We start from the raw sequence: 24,400 nt of genomic DNA on the forward strand, positions 1-24,400 counted from the left end.
GTTTTTTTATGAATACGGATCACAACTGGCTAAATTTTCGCTTCACTGAATTTTATTATTCCCCTATGGTTTGCATGGTTAACAGGATTAACTATAGGGATATATATGTACCACAGTGATGCGGTCGTACGGCAGCTTCAGGCGCAAAGGATTCTGGCAGAAAAGCTCGACAACGCCGTTTCCGGCGTTATTGACGCAGTTTCCGATCAGGTCAGTAAGATCAATAAAGGGGCGACCCGGCTTTCATTTTATGCATCGTGCTTTACTGATGAATACATGGACGTCTGTAAAAATCAGATGCTGGAAGATAATCGTTTTAGAAAAGCAGTCGTACGGTTAATAAAAGACAGAGATATTGTTTTTTCACTGTTGCAAACTTACATAGACTATCAGCTTGAAGGCAGGTCTTACCGCCAACTCGAAGCAATTAAAATGCATCTGATGCGAGCCAATATTCACATCGCAGCCAGCACACTCACTACTCGCGCATTTGGTGCTGGAGCGGCTATGGCTGTCGTTATGGGGATGAATATAACGCTTCCTGTTGGCCGTAATGTTGGTACTGCAGTTGGCGCGGCAGCGTCAGTATTGGGGATTTATGCCATAGTTCAAAACGCAGCAGACAGCGCAAAGCGCTTGCAAATAATGCACCCTCCTTTTTACCACGCATTGTATATGCGAGAACTCGAAATGATGTATTTCCTTATTGAACCTTCATTCATGCGGGCTGGTGCGCTAAAAAATCAATGGCTTTCAGATTACGAAGTCGCTGAAGTATTGATGAAGTTAGTGGGGAAATGATGAAAAAATTTTTAAAGCAATGGTTAATATCAGAATCAAAGTTCCTGATCTGCACATACGTGCCGATAGTATTAACAATACTTTTTGCGTTGCTACAAATCTACTTTTTCCCAGATAGCAGTATGTTAGGTGTAGGGATATTTTATCTGTGCTCTCTGTCATTTGTTATCTACAAATGTCGTTGAATTAAGTTTGAAGTATGTTTGTTTAGGTGCCTATTTTTCAGGCTAAACATATGTTCTTGATTGTGAATTTAAGACTCTTAGAGAAATAGCATATGTTCAATATAATTAGGTGTAAATGCTCGTCAGACTTGTATACGAGTAGGTTGGAGTAAAACTATGAGAGGGTTTTTAAATCGGTGGTTGGTAACGCAATTGCAATTTCTATTACGCATATACGTTCCCGTTTTATGTGCGCTCGTGTTTGGTATGTTGAAATTTTATTTCTATCCCGAGAGTGGGATGATGAGTGTATGGATAGTTTACCTGTGCGCGTATATTTTTGTTGTTTATAAATGTCGAAAACTTTAAAGGATTAAATATGTCAACTCCAGCACATCTCTGGTTAGAAGATGAAAGCGGTTCGCCAATTGTGGGTTCGTGCATGATGCCGACCAGACTCGGTTCAATAGAGCTCAATTCGGTCATGCATAATATTACCATCCCGGTGGATCCGCACACGGGAAGGCTTACGGCCACAAGGATTCATGCACCGATATCCGTTCAAAAGGAGTTTGATAGAACAACACCGCTACTGTTTCGTGCATTGTGTCAGGCCAGAACGCTGAAATCTGCGACCATCAAGATGTACCGAATTAACGAAGCGGGTATTGAGGTTGAGTATTTTAATATCCAACTGGATAACGTCAAAATCTCCAGCATTTCACCGGCTCTGCTGCCAAACGGCCAGACCAGCACGCATCTGGAAAATATTGAGCTACGATATGAAACGATCACATGGAAATACGTGGACGGAAATATTGTGTTTAAGGATGGATGGAATGAGAGGATGATTGCTTAGCTTTTGGCTAAGATTGCTGACGCTGAGGGTTAGAAATACATGAACAAACTAGTATTGCTCAAAGACGATATAACCAAAGTACCAGTGGAAGCCATTGTGAACGCCGCCAACACTTCCTTGCTGGGCGGCGGCGGAGTTGATGGCGCCATCCATCGTGCGGGCGGGCCGGCGATTTTGGCTGAGTGTCAGCAAATCAGGAATCGACAAGGTGGCTGTAAAGTCGGAGATGCAGTGATCACCACGGCGGGTGATTTGCCAGCTAAATATGTCATTCACACCGTTGGCCCACACTGGCATGACGGGCAACATGACGAAGAAACGCTGTTGAAAAATGCCTATCTGAGCTGTTTTAAACTGGTAAAAGAATACGGCATTCAAACCGTTTCGTTTCCCAATATCAGTACTGGCATATATAGGTTTCCTAAACAGTTGGCGGCTGAGATCGCATTAGGTGTGATTAATCAGTGTTTGCGTGAGAACTCCAATATCGAGCAAGTTAATTTGGTCTGTTTTGATGAGGGAAATTACGACTTGTATTTAAAAATATTGCCTCAATATAGCTCTGAATAGTTCCACTCAGAAAAGGAGAATAATGATGCTAATGGAGTCTATTTTAACCGTATTCTAAAGTCAGATCAGCATAAATCAAGCGGCATTTACTAATAATGTTTTAAAATATTGACTGAGTCGCACGATAAACATCCGCACGCAAATAACAGCATATTTTCGGATAGGTTAGACAAGCTAGACTGATTTACTATCGCCGCTATAGTTTGGAAATAATGGGATTAGTTAACCTGCACTTACTTCTTTATCTTCCATAAGCAAGGGCAGGTCGATACAACAAGCATTTGCAGAACATCAGTTCTGCCAAGGATCGCGTATGAAACAACCCTAGAGGATACAAGTAATTTGCACAATAAACCCCCTAGTTAATTAATCGCATTTTTGTTGAAATGTATGCGTTAGCTACTTTATCTCCGACCTCAGTAAGTATAATAGAGCTAAACTCTTCAACTCCACCTATGGCATTCATCCTATCTATAAAAGGATGTATGATTAAAGCATCCTTTTCTTTGTTGATGTTTAAACCGGTCCTTTTCATTATTATTTGTTCAATTGTGATTTTCTCAAATGGAGACTTCCTTATACATCCCAGAGATAATGGTATGTGGAAATTAGTATTCTTTATATCTCCGTCGGGAAAGATTTCAATAATTTCCCTGTTATATTTATCTATGTATAATTTATTTATTTCGTCTTTACTGCGCACGATCTCACCATGAAAAAAATAGTAATCATCATTTTCATGGTAATCTTCTTGTCTTGCAGGGTCGAGTGGCAAATATCCCCTCGTCGGGCTCAGACCGAATTTTACTATGTTTAAAGAGAAACGAACCAAAGCCAGCGCTTTGATCTGCCTGCAGTTCATTTTTGATGCCGCTTCAATTGCCATATCTAATTCAGAGAGCTCATCAAAGTCATCTGAATCGGTATTTATCTTATTTACGACCAAGTTGATTAATGTGTCTTTTTCTGCCCTTTCTGGTGATTTTGCATAAGCTTTTGCAGATTCAAAAATTGAATATTGAATGTCTGGATTGGGTAGTTTTGTGTTAATTAATTCATTGCTCGTTTTTTGTATTTCTAACTCTTTTATCAAGTCGTCGATATAAATTTTTATTGATTCTTTAACCTGATGTTTAGCTTGTTCTTGGAATTTAGGAAGACTGTCATATAAAATCCCCTTAACAATTACCTCTACTGTTTTTGTATCGATGTTAGTATTTGTTATGTTGGTGATATTCCCATCACCTTTCGTATTCACTGTGTTGGAGTTGTCGCCAGAGGATATCCCGTTATTAAACATTAATTGTCTCTCTTTACTTTTGTTTCGTTTTGATTACCGTTAATTATTATGTTAGTGCTATTTTTCCCACCCGATATTCCCATAGGGTTCTTTTTTGCTTTTATCTCCATGTATGAAGTAAATGCCACAAGGACTGCGGATACGCCACCAATTATGTAGTATAAATTGGTAGGCGTCTGAAGATACATATAGATAGAGTAAATTAAAGATATAATACTAACTAAGAGTATTAACAATCTAAAAAAGTGAATCATAGTGTGCTCTTAATAGTTTTGGTTTGTGAAAAGCCAATAATACGCTCTCTGTAACACTTTCTCAAAGCTTGTAAAAAAAATCTATATCAGTTATGACTTTAACATCCAGTGATGTGGAAACCAACATTAAGCACAATAAGTGCTTATCATAGCTTTGACTGACCACCCATCTTACCTAGGGGTAGTTTAGTAGTTAAGACCGAAAATAACGGCGAATTCTCAAACTCAAACGGCCCTTTGGGCATTTCTGAACGCTAGCTCGTCAAGCGATCTCGTAATCTACTATCCCTAGAATTGATGCTTGAGCCTATGAACACTCCTCACAATAAATTATAACGTTTTCACTTATGTTTTTTTATAGCATTACGGAAAACGTCCGCCATAGGTGTATCAATACTCCTCATAGCCTTGTCTATTTTTTCCTCAATGGAGATTTTTTTCTTCTTTTTTGTCTTGATGATACAATCTATGTTTTTTTCTTTTGCCTTTTTAGGTGTCGATTTTTTCTTGTTCCATCTAGACTTATTATGTATTGACGAAAGGTATTCCGGCGTTGATTTGATCATCTCCATCGCCTTTATCTTATCGACAAACAAAACAAGAAAGGATGAAGTTGCGGCACTTTCCTGTTCAGATATCACGAGGAATATTCTTTCTCCGTTTTTTATAATAGTATGATTTTTCTTGAAAAGGATGCCTGGTTTTGTATCATTTAAATATAAAAGTTGTTGAATGTTTTGGCTGTCAGCAATCATATAGTGAATGCTGATTGTATTTTTAATAAGACCAGAAATCAGAATTGAGCTTACTTCATCCCCCTCTTTTATTATTGTTAATTGCGATATGGATATTAAGAACTCATCAACCTCCAGTTTGGTTTGAAAGTTGTTAGTAACACTATCACCCTGATAATTTCTTAGGAGCTGAATGCTTTTTGAGATCTTATTTAGGAGTATAAACATACCGAATGAATTTGATCGCGCACTATCAATCCTCTCTCCTGAATCGGAAAGGTAACTTTTAACACTTAAACTACTTTCATCAAGGAAATATTTACGATAACTAGCAGGCTCTAGCGAATACTGTATGACCGGGATGTCGTTTTCAATAACTTCTGCATCTATATCGTCACTTGATTTTACTATAATACGTACATAACTACTAGTTGGTTTTGAAACTGAATTATCCGTAGCGGTAGTAATTTCATAATAACTATGCCATATCTTTTTTCCTGTTGTGAGTTGTATTCTTCTTTTGTTTTCATCTGCGAAAATTATTAGTTTATAACAATCTTCAAGTGTTAAATTCATTTTTGCGAAGATGGATTCTTCAAAAGAAAATCTGATTTTAATCCCATCTAAGTATCCTTGTATTCGAATTCCGCCACTACTTGTTTTAACGCATCTATCAATTATTACTGGTTTCCATTCTGCTGTAATTGACACAGTGTTCTTATCGTGAAAAGTAAGGTCGCCGGTGTAACATGGATGAATTGGCCAAGGTGGACCAAGTGAGTCAAACAAAACGCGAGAACCATTGGAATTTTCATAATAAAAGACATCTTTCCCGCATTTTTGGCAGATAGCATTAGGTATGGTAAAAGATCTGATAGTATCGAATCGGTCTTTGTTAACTGAATGTCTTGGGGTTTTTTGCTGCTGAGAGGCCCAGTGTTCAGATTCCTTAGCCTCGTCAACAATGAGAGGCACAACTCTTCCGCCTATTCTTCGAAATATGGTAACGCTCATAACAATTTGCTCCCTGCTTGTTATAACCTTATTTATCAATATGTTAATTGTTAATTTGTTGGAGGAGGACCTTCAAGACTATTATCATTGTTAGAGAGGTAATTGTCTCGAGACCAACTTTACCTAAACTAGCAAGCAACCCACACAGCATTATGATTTAGTTATCGTCATAAACAACAAAATCTTTAATCTAAGAAAGCCGAGGATAATAATTTTTGGTGTTTATTAACATAATAATCATGTTGAAAATTTCCAGTTATACAAATTTCAATTTGGACACTGAAAATGTTTTAGCCTTCACATTCCTCCGCGAATGGAATTATAGAAGCTTCATAGGAGTTAAAGCAAAGTTATACCACGCTGACCATCGTTCATTTCTTCATCCCCTTAAAGCTAGATTCCCATTGATTCCAACACTATTAAAAAACCTTTTACTAAGTATCCTTCTTATTAAAGATCTCTTTAATACCATCAGCGACACGAGAACAACGCGGGTGCGAAGCCACTTTTACGAACGCTATGTAGCACTCCTGCGCGACGACCAATAACTCTCACACCCCGTAAAAAAAAGCGGCCCTAAGGCCGCCAAAACCCTCAACTGCAGTGAACATTGAGGAAGGAGGATAATAAACGGGTTAGCCTTTCACGCCACCAGCCGTCAGGCCGCTGACCAGCCAGCGTTGGGCCAGCAGGAACACCAGCGTAATTGGAATTGCAGAGAGCACCGCCGCCGCGGCAAAGTCGCCCCACAGATAGTTTTGCGGGTTCAAATATTGCTGCATGCCGACTGCCAGCGTGTAGCTGTTCACATCACGCAGCAGCAGTGAGGCGACCGGCACTTCAGTAACCGCAGCGATAAATGCCAGAATAAACACCACCGCCAGAATCGGCACCGAGAGCGGCAACAGCACCAGCCGGAACGCCTGCCACGGCGTGGCGCCATCCAGCGCGGCGGCTTCTTCCAGCGATCCATCGATGGTTTCGAAATAGCCTTTTATGGTCCAGACGTGAAGGGCGATGCCGCCGAGATAGGCAAAGATCACGCCGCCATGCGTATTCAGGCCGATAAATGGCAGATATTGTCCCAGGCGATCAAACAGCGCATAGAGCGCCACCAGCGACAGCACCGCTGGGAACATCTGGAAAATCAGCATGCCTTTAAGCAGCGTGGCGCGCCCGGCAAAACGCATGCGCGCAAAGGCATACGCGCAGGTGGTGGAAAGCGCCACAATGCCAATCGCGCTGATGGCGGCGATTTTCACCGAGTTCCACAACCACAGCAGCACCGGGAAGGGCGGCGGCGTCACGCGGCCATCGGCGTGCTCCACGCTGAAACCTAACGCCAGCTGCCAGTGTTCCCAGGAAATCTGCTCCGGGATCAGCGAGCCGGTGGCGAAGTTACCGGCGCGCAGTGAGATAGCGAACACCATCAGCAGCGGAAACAGAATTCCCGCAATAAACGTCAGCAACAGCAGATGCGTCATCAACAGACGCAGCTTTTGCGATTTGGGTTGCACCATAGCCATAACGTCTCCTTAATCGAATTTCATCCGCACGGCTTTAAGATTGATCACCGCCAGCGCGCCTACCAGCAGGAAGATCAGCGTGGCAATCGCCGCCGCCAGACCAAAGTCCTGTCCGCCGCCACCTTCAAACGCAATGCGCCAGGTGTAATTGACCAGCAAATCGGTGTAACCCGCTGGCGTGGTAGTGCCGATACGATCCGGTCCGCCGTTGGTTAGCAGCTGCACCAGCACAAAGTTATTAAAGTTAAAGGCAAAGCTGGCGATCATCAGCGGCATCAGCGGCTTTAACAGCAGCGGCAGGGTAATCAGGAAGAAGTTCTGCAGCGGCCCGGCACCGTCCATCGCCGAGGCTTCATAGAGATCGTCCGGAATCGCTTTCAGCAGCCCCATGCAGAGAATCATCATGTAGGGATAACCCAGCCAGGTATTCACGATGACCAGCATGGTGCGCGCCAGCGTCGGATCGCTGAACCACGCGGGCTGAAAGCCAAACAGCGCTTTCAGCATCACGTTGATTTCACCGAAGCTCTGGTTAAACAAGCCTTTGAAGATCAATATCGAGATAAACGCCGGCACGGCGTAGGGCAAAATCAGCATCACGCGATATACCGCTTTGCCTTTCAGTGCTTCCCATTGCACCAGGCAAGCCAGCACCATGCCGACCGCCAGGGTGAGAATTACCGTCACAAACGAAAACAGCAGCGTCCAGCCAAAAATCGCCAGAAACGGTTTTTGAATCCCTTCATCGGTAAACACGCGAATGAAATTCTTCCAGCCGGTATTCACCGTGAAGCCCGGACTCAGCGCTTCGCCGCTGCTGTTCTGATAGAAACCGCTTTCACGATTGGCCTGATACAGCGCGCCGCTTTGTTGATTTTTCAGGTCGCCGTTGGCTTGCAGTACATACAACGGGCGCGTGCCGGAGAACTGCCGCAGCGAGCTCATCACCACCAGACGACCATCCGGCAGTTCGGCCTGAATCTGGTTTAGCGCCTGGCGGTTGGTGGTGACGATGCGCAGCGTGGCGCGTTCACCCGGTGGTGGCGAGGCGCTGGTGAGTTTCAGCTTTTGCGCTCCGCCAAAGGCAAACGCAGGTGAAACGAAGGTTTGTCCGTTGGCCGCTTCGGTCAGCACCAGCTGCCAGCGATCGCCCGCCGGGATCAGCGAGAAGTTCAGCGCCGAACCATCCTGATACTGACGGCTCAGCAACACCTGTTGCGCACGTTCCAGCGTCAGCTGGTTGGTGCTGCTGTAGTTGGTAAAGGCAATCGCCACGGTACAGGCGAGCGGAAACAGTACGAACAGCGCCATGCCGGCGAGTCCGGGATAGACATAGCGCCAGGCGTAAGCGCGACGATTGGCATAAATCCAGATGCCGACGGCACTGATAATCAGCGTCATCAGCGCAAACAGATATTCACCTTTTGCATACATCAGCACGAGCAGATAGCCGACCAGCAGACAGCAGATACCGAGAAAAAGAGCCTTCAGCACGGCGCTGAACCGTGCTGTTTTCGGTTTTCCTGACATGATGCGGTTTTCCTTAACAGCCAGTAACGAGCCGGATTGCGCCGGCTCTGGTAGAGAGGATTACTTGTTGAGTCGTGCCTGCGCATCTTTCAGCGCCGCATCGACGCTTTGACGTCCGCTCAGCGCATTCAGCGTGGCGGTGCGCATCGCGTACCAGAAGGCAGCCATCTGCGGAATGTTTGGCATGATATCGCCGTTGCGCGCGTTGGTCATGGTGGCGGCAATGCGCTCATCTTTTTCCAGCGTCTGCTGGAACGATTTCAGCGCCACCGCGCCGAGCGGTTTGTCTTTGTTGACCGCATCAAGACCGGCGTCGGTCAGCAGGTAATTTTCCAGGAACTCTTTGGCCAGCTCTTTATTCGGGCTGGCGGCATTGATGCCGGCACTCAGCACGCCGACGAAGGTTTTGGAGTTTTTGCCATGCAGCGTGGGCAGCAGCGTGACGCCGTAGTTGATTTTGCTCTTATCGATGTTGCTCCACGCCCACGGCCCGTTAATGGTCATGGCGGTTTGCCCCTTGTTAAAGGCGGCTTCGGCGATGGAGTAATCGGTATCGGCATTCAGCGTTTTGGCCTTCACCTGATCGACCAGGAAGCTCATGCCCGCTTTGGCCCCCGCGTTATCCACGCCGGTATCTTTTACGTCGTAGCGGCCATCATTGAGCTTAAAGGCATAAGCGCCGCCCGCCGCCAGCAGCGGCCAGGTGAAGTACGGCTCCTGCAGGTTAAACATCATGGCGCTCTTGCCCTGCGCGCGCATTTTCTTATCAATGGCGGCAATCTCTTCCCAGCTTTTTGGCGGCTCAGGCAGCAGATCTTTGTTGTAGATCAGGGATAACGACTCAACCGAAATCGGATAACCGATCAGCTTGCCGTTGAAGCGCACCGCGTCCCAGGTGAAGGGGAAGATTTTCTCCTGGAAGCGCGCGTCTGGCGAAATCTCCGCTAACAAGCCTGACTGCGCATAGCCGCCAAAGCGATCGTGCGCCCAGAAGATGATGTCCGGGCCGTCGCCGGTGGCGGCCACCTGCGGATACTTCTCTTCCATTTTGTCCGGATGCTCAACCGTCACTTTGATGCCGGTTTCCTGCTCAAACTTTTTACCCACTTCAGCCAGGCCGTTGTAGCCCTTGTCGCCGTTGATCCAGATGACCAGCTTTCCCTCTTCAATCTTTGCAACGGCAGAGGCTGAAAACAGCACGGCCGTCAGGGCGGAAAGGGCAAGAATGCGTGCACCGGTTTTCATTGTCATAACTCCATCCTGTTAGCGGAAACGGAAATCGTTTTACCTGCCACATTGTGAGTATCTGCCGCCGCTTCTCATCCTCCCCGGCTCTACGCCTGCTTATCACCTGATGTGATCTGCGTTGCAAAACCACCCGGTTATCCCGGGCTGGCGCACACAATCGTCGCTCTGCTCTGCGTCATAGCTCACAAAAATGGTTGCCTGCCGCGTTTTATCAGACAGGTCTGCAAGATCTCCTCCTCCCGTCTCCTCCCCCACGCAGACGCCGTGCGGTGGAGGATGTCGGCGGTTATCTCCTTGCCCATAGTGGTCGCCGGGGTCTGTCCGCCGACTTGCGGACAAGGAATAGCAAGCTGAGAGGAAAGCATCATGTCGAGCGTTACGTTGCGCAGTGTCTCCAAGGTGTGGGGCGAAACCGAGGTGTCGAAAAACATCAGCCTTGAGATCGCTGAAGGCGAGTTCGTGGTTTTTGTCGGACCTTCAGGCTGCGGCAAATCGACGCTGCTGCGCATGATTGCCGGTCTGGAAACCATCACCAGCGGCGATCTGTTTATTGGCGACAAACGCATGAATGAGGTGCCGCCCGCCGAGCGCGGCATCGGCATGGTGTTTCAGTCCTACGCGTTGTATCCCCACCTTTCGGTGGCTGAGAACATGTCGTTCGGCCTGAAGCTGGCCGGCACGCGCAAAGCGGAGATTCAGCAGCGGGTCAATCAGGTGGCGGAAGTGCTGCAGCTGGCGCATCTGCTGGATCGCCGTCCGAAAGCGTTATCGGGTGGTCAGCGTCAGCGCGTGGCGATTGGCCGTACGCTGGTGGCGGAACCGCAGGTGTTTTTACTTGATGAGCCGCTCTCCAACCTTGATGCGGCGCTGCGCGTGCAAATGCGCATCGAGATCTCACGCCTGCATAAGCGTTTGAAGCGCACCATGATTTACGTCACCCACGATCAGACCGAAGCGATGACGCTGGCCGATAAGATCGTGGTGCTGGATGGCGGCCACGTTGCCCAGGTCGGCAAGCCGCTCGAGCTGTATCACTATCCCGCCAATCGTTTTGTTGCTGGTTTTATCGGCTCACCGCGCATGAATTTCTTACCGGTAAAAGTAACCGCCACCGCCATCGATCAGGTTCAGGTGCGTTTACCCAATACCCAGCTGGTGTGGCTGCCGGTCGACAGCGCCGGTGTGCAGGTGGGCAGCAACATGTCGTTAGGCATTCGTCCCGAACATCTGCTCTCCAGCGATATCGCTGACGTCACCCTCGAAGGCGAGGTGACGGTGGTGGAGCAGCTGGGACACGAAACGCAAATTCACATCCAGATTCCCGCCATTCGTCAAAGCCTGGTTTATCGCCAGGAGGACGTCGTGCTGGTAGAAGAGGGCGCCCTGATGGGCATCGGCCTGCCGCCAGAGCGTTGCCATCTTTTCCGTGAAGATGGTAGCGCCTGTCGCCGGCTACATCAGGAACCCGGTATTTAGCCCTGCAAAACAATAAAAGCAATGACCTCAGGAGATAGAAAATGTTAACTCTGCGCAAACTCCCTATCGCGGTTGCTATCGCGGCAGGCACGCTCGCTGCCCCGTCGATGGCAGTCGATTTTACCGGCTATGCCCGTTCCGGCATCGGCTGGACCGGCAGCGGCGGGGAACAGCAATGTTTTCAGGCCACCGGCGCTCAAAGTAAATACCGTCTGGGCAACGAATGTGAAACCTACGCTGAGCTGAAGCTGGGCCAGGAAGTGTGGAAAGAGGGCGATAAGAGCTTCTATTTCGATACCAACGTCGCCTATTCGGTTTCTCAGCAGAATGACTGGGAAGCGACCTCGCCCGCGTTCCGCGAAGCCAACGTCAAGGGCAAAAACCTGATCGACGCGCTGCCGGGTTCCACCATCTGGGCCGGTAAGCGTTTCTACCAGCGTCATGACGTGCATATGATCGACTTCTACTACTGGGATATTTCCGGTCCTGGTGCCGGTCTGGAAGATGTCGATCTCGGCTTCGGCAAACTCTCCTTTGCCGCCACGCGCTCCTCCGAAGCGGGCGGTTCTTACACCTTCTCTAGCGATCAGATCCGTGATTACGCCACCAGCACCGCCAACGACGTGTTTGATGTGCGCCTCGCAGGTCTTGAAACCAACCCGAACGGCGTGCTGGAGCTGGGCGTCGATTATGGCCGCGCCAACGCGCGTGACGGTTATCGCCTGGAAGATAACGCCTCCAAAGATGGCTGGATGTTCACCGCCGAACACACGCAGAGCATGCTGAAGGGCTACAACAAATTCGTGCTGCAGTACGCCACCGATGCGTTGACTTCACAGGGTAAAGGGCTGCCGCAGGGCACCAACATCAACAACAGCGGCAGCATGTATCGCGTACTCGATCACGGTGCGATCAGCCTCGCCGATCGCTGGGATCTGATGTATGTCGCCATGTACCAGAACACCGATCTCGATAACAACCGTGGTACCGAGTGGTACACCGTGGGCGTGCGCCCCATGTACAAATGGACGCCAATCATGAGCACGCTGCTTGAAGTGGGCTACGACAACGTGAAGTCGCAGCAGGTTAACGAGCGCAACGGCCAGTACAAAGTGACGCTGGCGCAACAGTGGCAGGCGGGCGATAGCATCTGGTCGCGTCCGGCGCTGCGTCTGTTCGCGACCTACGCCAAGTGGGATGAGAAATGGGGCTACAGCAAAGACAGCTCAGGTGATTTGACCTCCTTTGCTTCTAACGACAGCAGCGGCAACGGCATTCTGACCAACAGCCGTGGCAACGACGATGAGGTGACATTCGGGGCGCAGATGGAGATTTGGTGGTAATGCTCCCGCATGTGGCTTAACTGAGACAATCTCTTTTCGGCGCGGTGCGCCATTGCCTGGTTCGCGCCGCCGCCTGACAGTTTTTTGAGGTTATACAATGAGAATGAAAAAAACGGTTTTTGCGCTCTGCCTGAGCGCCGCGCTGCTGGCCGGCCAAAGTTTACCGGCGCTCGCGGATGTCAATCTGGTGCCACAGGATCTCTCTGCCGCGCCCGCATTCCCCGCCGCCAGCCTGCAAACGCTGAGCTGGCTGCCGGTCGATACCTCCCGCACGCAGGTCACCACGCTGAGCGAGAGCCACAGCAACCTGAATGCAGCGGGCGTGACGGGTTCGGTGGCGGCCTACAGCTTGCCAGCCAATATCGGTGAACTCACCATTACGCTGAGCAGTGAAGTGAAACAAAATCAGGTGTTCGCACCGAATGTGCTGGTGCTGGATGAGAACATGCGTCCGGCGGCCTGGTTCCCGGCGCGCTTTTTCACCTATCAGCAGCCGGGCGTGATGGCGGCTGATCGGCTGGAAGGTGTGATGAAACTGACGCCTGCGCTGGGTCAGCAAAAGATCTATCTGCTGGTATTCACCACCGAGAAGGATTTGACCGAAACCACCACGTTATTGGATCCGGCGAAAGCCTATGCACGCGGTACCGGCAATGCGGTGCCGGATATTCCCGATCCGATTGCGCAGCACAGCCGCGATGGCACCTTGAAACTGAAAGTGAAAACCAGTTCAGGTTCATCCATTTTGGTTGGGCCGCTGTTTGGATCATCGAGTCCTGCGCCGGTAACGGTGGGCAATACGCAGCCGGTTGCGCCGGCGACTTATCGTGCTGCCCCGGTTTCGGATGCAAAACCTAAACCGATCATGACGGATACCGAAGGTTACTTTAATCAGAACATCCGCGAGGCGGTTGAGAAGGGCAATATCGATAAGGCGTTGAAGCTGCTGGACGAGGCCGAGCGTTTAGGCTCCACGTCGGCCAGACAGGTGTTTATCAGCAGTGTTAAAGGCAAGGGGTAATCCGCCCCGGCAGTGCTGATTTGTCCCATCTGGTGCGCTTCGGCGCACCTTTTTTATTGGGAGCCAAAGTTCGTAGCGGCGCAATTTATTGCGCAATGCTGTGTCGGAGCACGAAAGTCAAAACAACGCGATGAATCGCGCCGCTACGGATGTGTGCGTTTTTAAGATCGCCTTCCATGGCGACCGCTGTGAATTATTTCACTTTCCGCCGGCGTTGATCGATATCCGCCAACAACGCATTGATCTGCGGGTCGTTAAACATCGCCTCCAGCGAAGCGCTGAGTTTGCGGCGCCAGTTGGGATATTGGCGGGTGGTGCCGGGAATATTCACTGGGGAAGCCATATCCAGCCACTCTTCGGGTTGCAGGCCCAGCAGCGCGCTATTGCTGTCGGCCAGATAACGCTGCATCGCCGCACTTAACGCGCGATCCATCACCTGCGGTTCGGCCTGTTCGGGCAAGCAATTGCTGCGTTGCAGGCTCTTAAACAGCGCGCGGCGCGCGGCTAAGCGTGACTTACTCAGACCGGCAAGAATTTGCTTATCAGGATAAAGCCCCAACTCGCTGCCCAGCCGTAAATCATCGCTTTGCCACCAGCCGCGCAGGGTCGGCATATCGTGGGTGGTGGCGACCGCCATCGCCTGACGTGGCCAGCGGGCGGGGGCGCGAAAGGCCACTTTGGACGTCTGCTCAAAATAGAGCACTTTGTAGGAGTAAACGCCCGCCTGGTAGAGCTTGCCGATGATCTTCTCCGGCACCGTACCCAAATCCTCACCAATCACCATGCAGTGATGACGCTGGCTCTCCAGCGCCAGAATCGCCAGCAGATCGTCGATGGGATAATGCACATACGCGCCTTCGGCCGCGCTTTCGCCCTGCGGGATCCACCACAGTCGCAGCAGCGCCATCACGTGATCGATGCGCAGCGCGCCGCAGTCGTGCATGTTGGCGCGCAGCAGATCAATCCATGGCTGGTAGGCGCGCGCCTGCATAATCTGCGGATCCATAGGCGGCAATCCCCAGTTCTGGCCCAGCGGGCCGAGGATATCCGGCGGCGCGCCGACGCTGGCCTGCAAGCAGTAAAGCTCGCGATCGCTCCAGGTTTCCGCGCCGCCCTGCGCCACGCCCACGGCCAAATCGCGGTATAAGCCAATCGGCATCGCCTGCTGCTGGCACACCGCCCAGCAATCAGCAAACTGGCGCGCGGCCAGCCATTGCAGCCACAGATAAAAGCGCACGTCATAGGTGTGTTCGATGCGGAATGCCCGCACCGCTGCGCTCTCGGGCGACTGCAACGCCGCAGGCCAGGTTGTCCAGTTGTAGCGCTGAGGATCTTCGGCGATCTGCGCAGCGTGCAGCGCATCAAACACGCCCTGATGCAGCAGACTTTCACCGCCTTGCTGCATAAAGCTTTCAAAGGCGACAACCAGGCCATCATCCCCACCGCGCTGCCTGAACTGCTGCCAGGCGAAACGCAGCGCCTCTAGCTTGAGGTGAGTAACCGCTGAATAATCAACCCACTCAGCGTCCCGCGCCGCCTGTAGCGCCTGCTGCGTACTGTCCGCCTGCCACCAGCGCTGGGCCTCTTCACTCAGCGTAAAATCCTCAACGGCGGCGACATCGATATACAGCATATTGAGCCAGCGCCGCGACGAAGGGCTGTAAGGGCTGGCGCTTTCCGGCGTTGCCGGGAACAGCGCATGCAGCGGGTTCAGCCCAATACAGGCACCGCCGCGCTGCGCGACCTCGACCAGCATCTGCTTTAAGTCGCTAAAGTCACCGATTCCCCAGTTGTTAGCCGATCGCAGCGTATACAGCTGAATGCAGGCGCCCCACAGCGATTGCCCTTGCTGGATGGCTGGCGGCTCGTAACAGCGCACGGGCGCGACAATAATCCGACAGTGAAATGCCTGCTGCTGGGCGCTAAAGCTTAGCTGGTAATAACCCAAAGGCAGCGCAGGCAAAGCGATCGGTTGGTTGGCGATAGCGCGCCCTTGCCAGCGTTCGCCCTGTTCCGCGATCAGCTGCCATTCGCCTGCCATGCCGGGCGCAGGCAGCACAATCTCCGCCTGTTCTTCCTGTACGATCAATACCGGCGGTAGCGGCGAAGCGTGCGGTTGCGCGGGATGCATCGCCGCCAGCAAACGCTGGCGGGTACCGGCAGAAACCGACTGCAGCTGGCCGTGGGCGTCAATGTATTCGCTGGCGATTTCGGCGGTTGGCGTCATGGTGCTGTTCATCGCGCGGCCTGCCAGATGCGTTGCTGATAGTCGCGGATGGCGCGATCGGCGCTGAACATGCCGCAGCGCGCGGTGTTGAGAATCGCGGCGCGCGTCCAACCATGCTGATCGGCCCACAAGGTTTCTGCCTGCGCCTGCGCGTTGAGGTAGTGACGAAAATCGGCCAGCACCAGATAAGGATCGCCGCCTTTGGCGCTCAGGCTGTGCAGCAGCGGCTCGAACGCGGTGACGTCGCCGTCGCTAAAGGTGCCGTCTTCTAACGCTTTCAATACCCGATCCAGCTGCGCATCTTTTTTGCGCCACGCGTCAGGCGAGTAACCTTCTGCTTGCAACGCGCTGACCTGATCAACGGTATGACCAAAGATAAAGATATTGTCGCGCCCAACCTGTTCGGCGATCTCCACATTGGCGCCATCCAGCGTGCCGATGGTTAAGGCGCCGTTCAGCGCCAGCTTCATGTTGCCGGTGCCGGATGCCTCTTTGCCGGCGGTAGAAATCTGCTCGGAGAGATCCGCCGCTGGAATCAGCCGCTCGGCAACCGTAACGTTGTAATCAGGCACAAACACCACTTTCAGGCGATCGCCAATGCGCGGATCGTTGTTGATGGTGGCCGCCACTTTGTTAATCGCATAGATGATGTTTTTGGCCAGCACGTAACCCGGCGCGGCTTTGGCACCAAACAGCACCACGCGCGGCGTCAGGTTGGCCTGCGGATCGCTCACCAGCGTTTGCCACAGCGCGATAATGTGCAGTAGCGCCAGATGCTGACGCTTGTACTCGTGCAGGCGCTTGATCTGTACATCAAACATCGCCTCTGGATTCACCTGGATGCCGGTGCGTTCTACGATCCATTGCGTCAGCGCAACCTTGTTCTGCTGCTTGATGGCGCGATACTGCGCCTGGAATGCGGCGTGATCGGCGTAGGTTTCTAACGCTTTCAGCTGATCGAGATCGGTGATCCACGGCTGATCGAGGGTTTGGCTAATCAACGCCGCCAGCGCCGGATTGCACTGATTAATCCAGCGGCGCGGCGTGATGCCGTTGGTGACGTTATGGAATTTCTCCGGCCACAGCGCGTGATATTCCGGGAACAGATCTTTCACCACCAGCTGCGAGTGCAGCGCCGCCACACCGTTCACCGCAAAGCCGCTGGTGACGCAGAGATTGGCCATGCGCAGCTGGTTATTGTGAACCAGCGCCAGTTTCGCCCAGGTCACTTCGTCGCCCGGCCAGCGCGCTTCCACCTGCTTCTTCAACTGAGCATTGAGTTGGGTAACGATCAGCATGTGGCGCGGCAGCAGGGCGCGCACCATGCGCACATCCCAGCACTCCAGCGCTTCAGGCATCAAGGTGTGATTGGTGTACGCAAAGGTGCGCTGGGTAATGTGCCACGCTTCGTCCCAGCTCAGCGCGTATTCATCCAGCAGCAGGCGCATCAGCTCGGGGATCGCCAGCGTGGGATGGGTATCGTTGAGCTGAATCACCTCATAATCCGGCAAGCTGGCAATGCTGCGTCCGGCGCGCTGATGACGGCGCAGAATATCCGCCAGCGAGCAAGCGCACTGGAAATATTGCTGCATCAGGCGCAACTTTTTGCCGTTGTCGTGGTTGTCGTTGGGGTAGAGCACTTTGGTGAGTTTTTCAGCCTCGATGCCCGGCTGCTCGGCGCGCAGAAAATCCCCGTTATTGAAGCGCTGCAGATTAAACGGCTGCGCATGTTTCGCCTGCCACAAGCGCAGCGGCTGAGTGACGCCATTCTGATAACCGACCACCGGCAGATCCCAGGCTTCGCCGAGAATTTGCACCGCCGGCTCCCAGCGCGCAACGCCATTATGGGTGCTGACTTTGCCGCCGAGATGCACCGGCACAGTTAACGCCGCGTTGTGGTTAAACCACGGATAGCTGTCGCGCTGCCAGTCATCCGGCATCTCCTGCTGCGCACCATCAACAAAGTGCTGGCGGAACAGACCGTACTGATAATTGAGTCCGTAGCCGGTGGCGGGTTGTCCCACGGTTGCCATCGAATCGAGAAAACAGGCGGCGAGCCGGCCCAAACCGCCGTTGCCCAGCGCCGGATCGGTTTCACACGCTTCCACGTCGCTCAGCGTGATATTCCACTCGGCCAGCGCCTCGTTCACCTCGTCATACCAGCCAAGGTTGAGCAGATTGTTGCCGGTGAGACGACCAATCAAAAACTCCATCGAGATGTAGTTAACGTGACGCTGCGGCGTGGCCGCAGGCGGCGCAGGCATCTCCGCCAGCATGTCGGCCAGTGCGCCACTCAGCGCCTGCCACCATTGGTTTGGCGTCATCTCTTGTGCATCGTGCAGACCAAAACGTTGCCATTGTCGGGTTAGCGCGTGTTTAAAACGGGTGCGATCAAATTTCATAATCAGTCCTGTCAGGGCGGAGGTGAATGTGCTTCATTCTGCGCGTCAGCCATGACGCGCTCCTCCTCCTGCACCAAATTCAGCGGGGAGGATGAGCGGGGAGGAGAGGCTGAGGGAAATCTTAAAGTGTGACAGGAATGTGATAACCGTCGCTTTTGTTAAGACTGCTTAATGGGTTAGCTTGCATTAGGTAAACGAATATCTGAACGTATGTGACTATTAATTACGAAGCGTAAAATAATGATGCGCCACGTTTAGGGAGAAGCGTTTACCGATGTTAATACCCTCCAAACTTAGCCGACCGGTCCGCCTTGAGAACACGGTTGCGCGCGAGCGCCTGATGCAAAAACTCGGCGCGGCGGGCAATTACCGTTTGGTGTTGGTGACCAGTCCGGCGGGATATGGCAAAACCACGCTGATCTCGCAATGGGCGGCGGGGAAAGCCAATCTGGGCTGGTATTCACTGGATGAGGGCGACAATCAGCCTGAACGCTTCGTCGATTACCTCATCGCGGCTCTGCAGCAGGCAACGCAGGGCGGCTGCGCCTCGAGCGAAGCGCTGGCGCAGAAACGGCAGTACATCAATCTGAACGCGCTATTCGCCCAGTTGTTCAGTGAACTGGCGGCGTGGCAGCAACCGATTTGGCTGATCATCGATGATTACCATCACATCACTAATCCCGCGATTCACGACGCAATGCGCTTCTTTTTACGTAACCAGCCGGAAAATGTGACGCTGATTTTGCTGTCGCGCAATCTGCCGCAGCTCGGCATTGCTAACCTGCGCGTGCGCGAACAGCTGATTGAGTTAGGCAGCCAGCAACTGGCGTTTACCCATCACGAAGCCAAACAGTTTTTTGATTGCCGCCTGACAACGCCGCTGGAATCGGAAGAGAGCGGGCGTCTGTGCGATGACGTGGCGGGTTGGGCGACGGCGCTGCAGCTGATCGCGCTCTCGACGCGTCAGGGCGCGAGCTCCGCTCAGGATTCCGCGCGCCGTCTTTCCGGCATTAACGCCAGCCATCTGGCGGATTATCTGGTTGAGGAGGTGCTGAATAACGTGGATAGCGCCACACGACATTTCTTACTGAAAAGCGCGCTGCTGCGATCGATGAACGATACGCTGATCGCCTGCGTAACCGGCGAAGAACAAGGGCAGATGCGGCTGGAAGAGATTGAGCGTCAGGGCCTGTTTTTGCAGCGCATGGATAACTCGGGCGAGTGGTTTAGCTATCATCCGCTGTTTGGCAGTTTTTTGCGTCAGCGCTGTCAGTGGGAACTGGCGGCGGAACTGCCTGCGCTGCATCGCGCGGCGGCTGAAAGCTGGATGCGGCTGGGTTTCCCTGGCGAAGCAATCCATCATGCGCTGGCGGCTGGTGATGCGTTGATGCTGCGCGACGTGCTGCTGCAATACGCCTGGACGCTGTTTAATCAGAGCGAACTCACGCTACTGGAAGATTCTCTCAAGGCGCTGCCGTGGGAAATTCTGCTGGAAAATCCAAAGTTAGTGCTGTTACAGGCGTGGCTGATGCAAAGCCAGCACCGGTTTTCCGAGGTGAGCAGTTTGCTGATGCGCTTTGAGCACTCCTGCAGCGAACAGATTGATGATGTGCTGCGCGGCGAATTCAACGCGCTGCTGGCGCAGGTTTCGATAAATGACGGTAACGCAGAAGAAGCCGAGCGGCTGGCGTTGCTGGCGCTCGATGCGCTGCCGGAAAGCCGTCAATACAGCTGCATCGTGGCGACGTCGGTATTGGGCGAAGTGATGCACTGCAAAGGCGAGCTGAGCAGTTCGCTGAAGCTGATGCGCCAGACCGAGCAGATGGCGCGCCGCGAGGAAGCGTGGAATTACGCGTTGTGGAGTCTGATTCAGCAGAGTGAGATTCTCTTTGCGCAGGGTTTTTTACAGTCCGCATATGAGATACAGGAGCGGGCATTTGTGCTGGTGAAAGAGCAGCATCTGACGCAGTTCCCGATGCACGAATTCCTGCTGCGAATTCGCGCGCAACTGTTATGGGCGTGGGGCCGACTCGACGAAGCAGAACAGGCGGCGCGCGAAGGGATAAAAGTGCTGAAAGGCTATCAGCCGCAGCAGCAGATTCAGTGCCTCGGTTTGCTGGTGCAGTGTTCGCTGGCGCGCGGCAATCTAGATAATGCCCGCAGCCACCTGAGTCGGCTGGAGAATCTGCTTAACAACGGATCGCTGCATAGCGACTGGATCGCCAATGCCGATAAGGTGAGGGTGATTTTTTGGCAGATGACCGGCGACAGCCAAAGCGCCAGTAGCTGGATGCGCCAGACGGCGAAACCGGAGTTTGCCAACAATCATTTCCTGCAAGGTCAGTGGCGCAATGTTGCGCGCGCGCAGATCTTGCTGGGAAATATGAGCCAGGCCGAAGTGGTGCTGGATGAGCTGAATGATAATGCGCGCGCGCTCAATCTGATGAGCGACATGAATCGCAATCTGCTGCTGTTAAATCAAATTTACTGGCAAACCCAGCGCAAAGCGGAAGCGCAGCAGGCGCTGACCGAAGCATTAAAACTGGCGCGTAGCACCGGTTTCGTCAGCCATTTTGTGATTGAAGGTGAAGCGATGGCGCAGCAGCTGCGTCAGCTGATTCAGCTCAACACGCTGAATGAACTCGATAATCATCGCGCCAGACGCATTCTCAGCGAGATTAATAAATATCATCGCCATAAGTTTGCCCATTTTGACGAGGGCTTTGTTAGCCGCCTGATTAATCATCCCGATGTGCCGGAGCTGATCCGCACCAGCCCGCTAACCCAACGTGAATGGCAGGTTTTGGGGCTGATCTATTCGGGATACAGCAACGACCAGATTGCTGGCGAGCTGGATGTCGCTGCTACCACCATCAAAACGCATATCCGCAATCTGTACCAAAAATTGGGCGTAACGCACCGCGCGGAAGCGATGAATCAGGCGCAGTCGATGCTGCGGATGATGGGGTATGTTTAAGGCGGACAGCGGCTCGCGGTTCAGACATATTCCAGAAAATAATGTCCCTCTGAAGGGGAGCGGATATATGCAAACCCAGACACGCCCAAGTGCATACCTGCAATCAATAGGTTTTCTCGTGAAGCGCGCTCAAGAATTGCTCTTCGTGTTTGCTCTGCCTGGTCAGGATCGTAATCAAAGGCGATTGAAACTTGCGGATGGGCAATTTGAATATGCGGATAATGCGTAATATCACCCCAAATCAGTAATTTTTCATCGCGGGAATCTATCAGGTAGCCGCTGTGACCAGGCGTATGTCCCGGTAGGCTGACTGCGGTGATATCTTCAGCAATCGCTGTTTCTTCCGTAAATCGAACAGTTGAATAAGCTTCGAACGTGCGACGAAACAGCGAACCATTCATCAGTGCGCGTTCACTCAGGCTAGTTAATTTTTCATTATCCAGCCAGAAGTTTGCTTCTGCTTTGCTAATGTAGAGTGCTGCATTTCGGTAAGCGGGTCGCCCATTCTCACCCAGCAGACCGCCAATATGATCGGGATGCGCGTGGGTCAACAACACAGTATCAACCTCGTCAGGCATGATGCCGGATAAAAGGAGGTTTCGTCTTAATTCTCCACCGATATGATTGAGGTTTCCCATACCCGAATCGATCAATATTATTCGTCCCGCTCCACGGATGAGATAGCTATTAATTTGGATATCATCCGCTGCTTTTATTCCGGCGTGTTGCTGTATATTTACCGCTGCTTCAGGTTCTATTCCAGATAACAGACTCAGGCTGGCTTTCATCACGCCATCATTAAGCGCAGTGACCTTATAATTGCCGATATCCCTTGTGCTGAATACGTTCGTCAAAATTACCTCGTCAAATGTAGATAATAAAAATAGAAGATGACTCTGTTTGCTTAATTAAACGTCGCATTACTTAAGATGTTGCGGCAATATTTATTGTGTGGCTATCATCATTCTCGACTGAGTTGTGACCGGAAAAGTTATGGACATTAAGTTATTGCGCTCTTTTGCTCTCGTCGCCGAACTCGAGCACATCGGTCAGGCAGCTGAGAAATTGCATATTTCAGCATCCCCTTTGAGCCGCCAAATTCAGCAACTGGAAGATGAGTTAGGTGTGGCACTTTTTCATCGGGAAAAGAAACGCCTCTATCTCAGCGCCGAGGGCAAGCAGTTCCTGACAGAAGTGAAGGCATTGCTTTTGCACCATGATCGTCTGAATGGACTGGGTAAAAGTTTGAAGAATGGTCAGTCGGGCAGGCTTGATATTGGCTATGTCGAAGCGGCCATTCACTCACTTCTGCTTCCTGAAAGCCTTGCCCGGTTAAATTGCTCGTCAAAAGTTGATATACAGCTCCATGCCTTACGCTCACAGGCACAAATCGATGCGCTAGCGAATCATGCGCTGGATCTGGCACTGGTTTATAACGAGCCGGAAGAGGATGACTGTTTTGCCTTTCAAAGCGTGTTAGTTGAGCCGGTGGTGCTGGCTATGCCAATAGAACAGGCAATTAGGGATCCCAAACCTGAGCAGTTACACATGAAGCGCTGGATCGCCGATAAGCAAAGTCTAAACACGGCAGTGTCCAACCGCTTGCTTGAGGTGTGTGAAGGGAGTGGGTTTACGCCTGATATTCGGCTTGAGGTTAGCGGACCACTGGCGGCGCTCTCCTGTGTTGAAGCAGGGCTGGGATTTACCTTTATTCAGCGAAGTCTTGCGCGGCTTGCTTCGTCGTCGGTCATTGTTGTTGAAGTCCCCTGGCTGGCGCTGTATGTGAATCTCTATGCGGTATGGCGGAGAAATGAGGCCAAACCGCTGGTCAGCCGCTTACTGACGGCACTGAGGGAACACGTTCCCTCTTGATGTTAATGTGATAGCCACTCTTCGCGGGTCAATTCCCACAATTCATAATCGAGAACACCCGCGACATACTCTTTTTTGCCAGTTTCAATCAGACGCATGCCGGATTTACGTGAGATCTTCACTGAGCCTGTATTCACCGCCGCTTTTGGCACACGTAATACTTCGCGACCCAGCGTTTTAAACCAGAAATCATTCACGGCGTTGCACGCTTCACTCATATAGCCACGTTGCTGCCACTCAGGTACCAGCCAAAATCCGCGGTTATCATTTTCTGCATCGCGCAGTTCGATCAGACCAATCAATTCCTCAGGCTTCTCCTGACGTCTGATACTCCAGCACCAACCTCGACCTTCCTTAACGGCGGGCAACACCACGTTATCAACGTAATTCTGTGCGGCACCTTCAGGATAAGGCCAGGGCACGGCAGCATTGAGATAACGCACTATCTCCCAGCGCGGAAAGGCGATTTGCATCGCCTGCCCATCACCGCTTTCCAGGGGCTTCAGGATTAATCGTTGCGTTTTGATTTCTGGCGTCATAGTTCCTCCATTTTAGCACGTCATCGTCAATTAAGGATTGTCCCTGTTATCCAGCCGTAATTGCATGAATGTCAGATCCAGCCAGCGGTGAAATTTCGTTCCTACCTGATGAATCTGTCCGGCGTCGGTAAATCCTAACTTACGATGTAACGCGATTGAAAGTGTGTTTTCAGACTCAATACCCGCCACCATCACGTGTTTTCCCTGCGTGGTTGCGTACTTGATAAGTGACTGCATTAAGGCTAATCCAATACCTTTCCCCTGAGCGGCATTATGGACATAGACCGAATGTTCGACCGTATAACGGTATCCATCCCAGGGACGCCAGTCACCATAGGAAGCGTAACCGAGCGCGATATCCTCTTCATTTACAGCGACCAGAACCGGGAATCCTGCTGATTGCCGATCCAAGAGCCATTTGATTCGGTTTGCAATATCTACCGTTTTATCGTTCCAGATGGCTGTGCTGTTCAGCACTGCATCGTTATAAATATCCGTGATTACTGGTGCATCTTTTTCAACTGCCGAACGTATGCTCACCAT

Annotated in this window: 18 protein-coding genes; 8 read left to right on the plus strand and 10 right to left on the minus strand. The window is 51.6% G+C overall.

Annotated features, from left to right (window positions below):
* Positions 1-105 precede the first annotated feature (105 nt).
* The 3 genes from P6287_RS20370 (at position 106) to P6287_RS20380 (ending at position 2,394) form a co-directional block, all read left to right on the plus strand.
* Positions 106-801, plus strand: coding sequence for a hypothetical protein (locus tag P6287_RS20370; RefSeq protein ID WP_277975230.1), 696 nt, complete (start codon positions 106-108; stop codon positions 799-801).
* Positions 802-1,344: 543 nt separating this feature from the next.
* Positions 1,345-1,824 carry a type VI secretion system tube protein TssD gene (tssD, locus tag P6287_RS20375; RefSeq protein ID WP_277975231.1) on the plus strand — a complete coding sequence of 160 codons (480 nt, stop codon included), beginning with the start codon at positions 1,345-1,347 and terminating at the stop codon, positions 1,822-1,824.
* Between the two features lie 39 nt (positions 1,825-1,863).
* Positions 1,864-2,394, plus strand: coding sequence for an O-acetyl-ADP-ribose deacetylase (locus P6287_RS20380; RefSeq protein ID WP_277975232.1), 531 nt, complete (start codon positions 1,864-1,866; stop codon positions 2,392-2,394).
* 358 nt (positions 2,395-2,752) lie between these two features.
* Here the strand turns inward: P6287_RS20380 and P6287_RS20385 are convergent, their stop codons facing one another.
* From P6287_RS20385 to malE, 5 genes are all read right to left on the minus strand, one after another.
* Positions 2,753-3,694, minus strand: coding sequence for an LPO_1073/Vpar_1526 family protein (locus P6287_RS20385; RefSeq protein ID WP_277975233.1), 942 nt, complete (start codon positions 3,692-3,694; stop codon positions 2,753-2,755).
* A 595-nt stretch (positions 3,695-4,289) separates the two neighbouring features.
* A complete protein-coding gene (locus P6287_RS20390; RefSeq protein ID WP_277975234.1) occupies positions 4,290-5,696 on the minus strand; it encodes a hypothetical protein in 1,407 nt (468 codons plus the stop codon).
* 635 nt (positions 5,697-6,331) lie between these two features.
* Positions 6,332-7,222, minus strand: a complete 891-nt coding sequence (gene malG / locus P6287_RS20395) for a maltose ABC transporter permease MalG (RefSeq protein ID WP_101761284.1) — start codon at positions 7,220-7,222, stop codon at positions 6,332-6,334.
* Positions 7,223-7,231: 9 nt separating this feature from the next.
* The gene (gene malF, locus P6287_RS20400; protein ID WP_277975235.1) at positions 7,232-8,752 is read right to left on the minus strand and encodes a maltose ABC transporter permease MalF; all 1,521 of its coding nucleotides are present in this window, start codon (positions 8,750-8,752) and stop codon (positions 7,232-7,234) included.
* Between the two features lie 60 nt (positions 8,753-8,812).
* Positions 8,813-10,003, minus strand: coding sequence for a maltose/maltodextrin ABC transporter substrate-binding protein MalE (gene malE, locus P6287_RS20405; protein ID WP_192235192.1), 1,191 nt, complete (start codon positions 10,001-10,003; stop codon positions 8,813-8,815).
* 363 nt (positions 10,004-10,366) lie between these two features.
* On the opposite strand from malE, the gene malK reads away from it, so the two are divergent.
* From malK to malM, 3 genes are all read left to right on the plus strand, one after another.
* Positions 10,367-11,476, plus strand: coding sequence for a maltose/maltodextrin ABC transporter ATP-binding protein MalK (gene malK, locus P6287_RS20410; protein WP_277975236.1), 1,110 nt, complete (start codon positions 10,367-10,369; stop codon positions 11,474-11,476).
* 41 nt (positions 11,477-11,517) lie between these two features.
* Positions 11,518-12,819, plus strand: coding sequence for a maltoporin (locus P6287_RS20415; RefSeq protein ID WP_137387053.1), 1,302 nt, complete (start codon positions 11,518-11,520; stop codon positions 12,817-12,819).
* A gap of 97 nt (positions 12,820-12,916) precedes the next feature.
* Positions 12,917-13,840 (plus strand): maltose operon protein MalM, encoded by a 924-nt coding sequence (gene malM / locus P6287_RS20420; protein ID WP_277975237.1) that lies wholly within the window; start codon positions 12,917-12,919, stop codon positions 13,838-13,840.
* A gap of 193 nt (positions 13,841-14,033) precedes the next feature.
* On the opposite strand, the gene malQ is transcribed toward malM, so the two are convergent.
* A complete protein-coding gene (gene malQ, locus P6287_RS20425) occupies positions 14,034-16,079 on the minus strand; it encodes a 4-alpha-glucanotransferase (RefSeq protein ID WP_277975238.1) in 2,046 nt (681 codons plus the stop codon).
* Positions 16,076-18,469 (minus strand): maltodextrin phosphorylase, encoded by a 2,394-nt coding sequence (gene malP, locus P6287_RS20430; protein ID WP_277975239.1) that lies wholly within the window; start codon positions 18,467-18,469, stop codon positions 16,076-16,078. Before malP ends, malQ begins: the two co-directional genes overlap by 4 nt.
* Before the next feature lie 274 nt (positions 18,470-18,743).
* On the opposite strand from malP, the gene malT reads away from it, so the two are divergent.
* Positions 18,744-21,446: an HTH-type transcriptional regulator MalT gene (gene malT / locus P6287_RS20435; protein WP_277975240.1), complete on the plus strand. Its 2,703-nt coding sequence runs from the start codon at positions 18,744-18,746 to the stop codon at positions 21,444-21,446.
* A gap of 20 nt (positions 21,447-21,466) precedes the next feature.
* Here malT and P6287_RS20440 read toward each other — a convergent pair whose 3' ends face one another.
* Positions 21,467-22,303 (minus strand): MBL fold metallo-hydrolase, encoded by an 837-nt coding sequence (locus P6287_RS20440; RefSeq protein ID WP_277975336.1) that lies wholly within the window; start codon positions 22,301-22,303, stop codon positions 21,467-21,469.
* A 136-nt stretch (positions 22,304-22,439) separates the two neighbouring features.
* Here P6287_RS20440 and P6287_RS20445 point away from each other — a divergent pair, with 136 nt between their 5' ends.
* Positions 22,440-23,318, plus strand: coding sequence for a LysR family transcriptional regulator (locus tag P6287_RS20445; RefSeq protein WP_277975241.1), 879 nt, complete (start codon positions 22,440-22,442; stop codon positions 23,316-23,318).
* Between the two features lie 2 nt (positions 23,319-23,320).
* Here the strand turns inward: P6287_RS20445 and P6287_RS20450 are convergent, their stop codons facing one another.
* Both P6287_RS20450 and P6287_RS20455 read right to left on the minus strand, forming a co-directional pair.
* Positions 23,321-23,857 carry a GNAT family N-acetyltransferase gene (locus tag P6287_RS20450; protein ID WP_222184242.1) on the minus strand — a complete coding sequence of 179 codons (537 nt, stop codon included), beginning with the start codon at positions 23,855-23,857 and terminating at the stop codon, positions 23,321-23,323.
* A gap of 30 nt (positions 23,858-23,887) precedes the next feature.
* Entirely contained in the window at positions 23,888-24,397 is a 510-nt protein-coding gene (locus P6287_RS20455; RefSeq protein ID WP_277975337.1) for a GNAT family N-acetyltransferase, read from the minus strand.
* Positions 24,398-24,400: the final 3 nt, after the last annotated feature.

It is taken from the genome of Pantoea sp. X85 (assembly GCF_029623675.1).
Classification (GTDB): Bacteria; Pseudomonadota; Gammaproteobacteria; order Enterobacterales; family Enterobacteriaceae; genus Pantoea; species Pantoea leporis.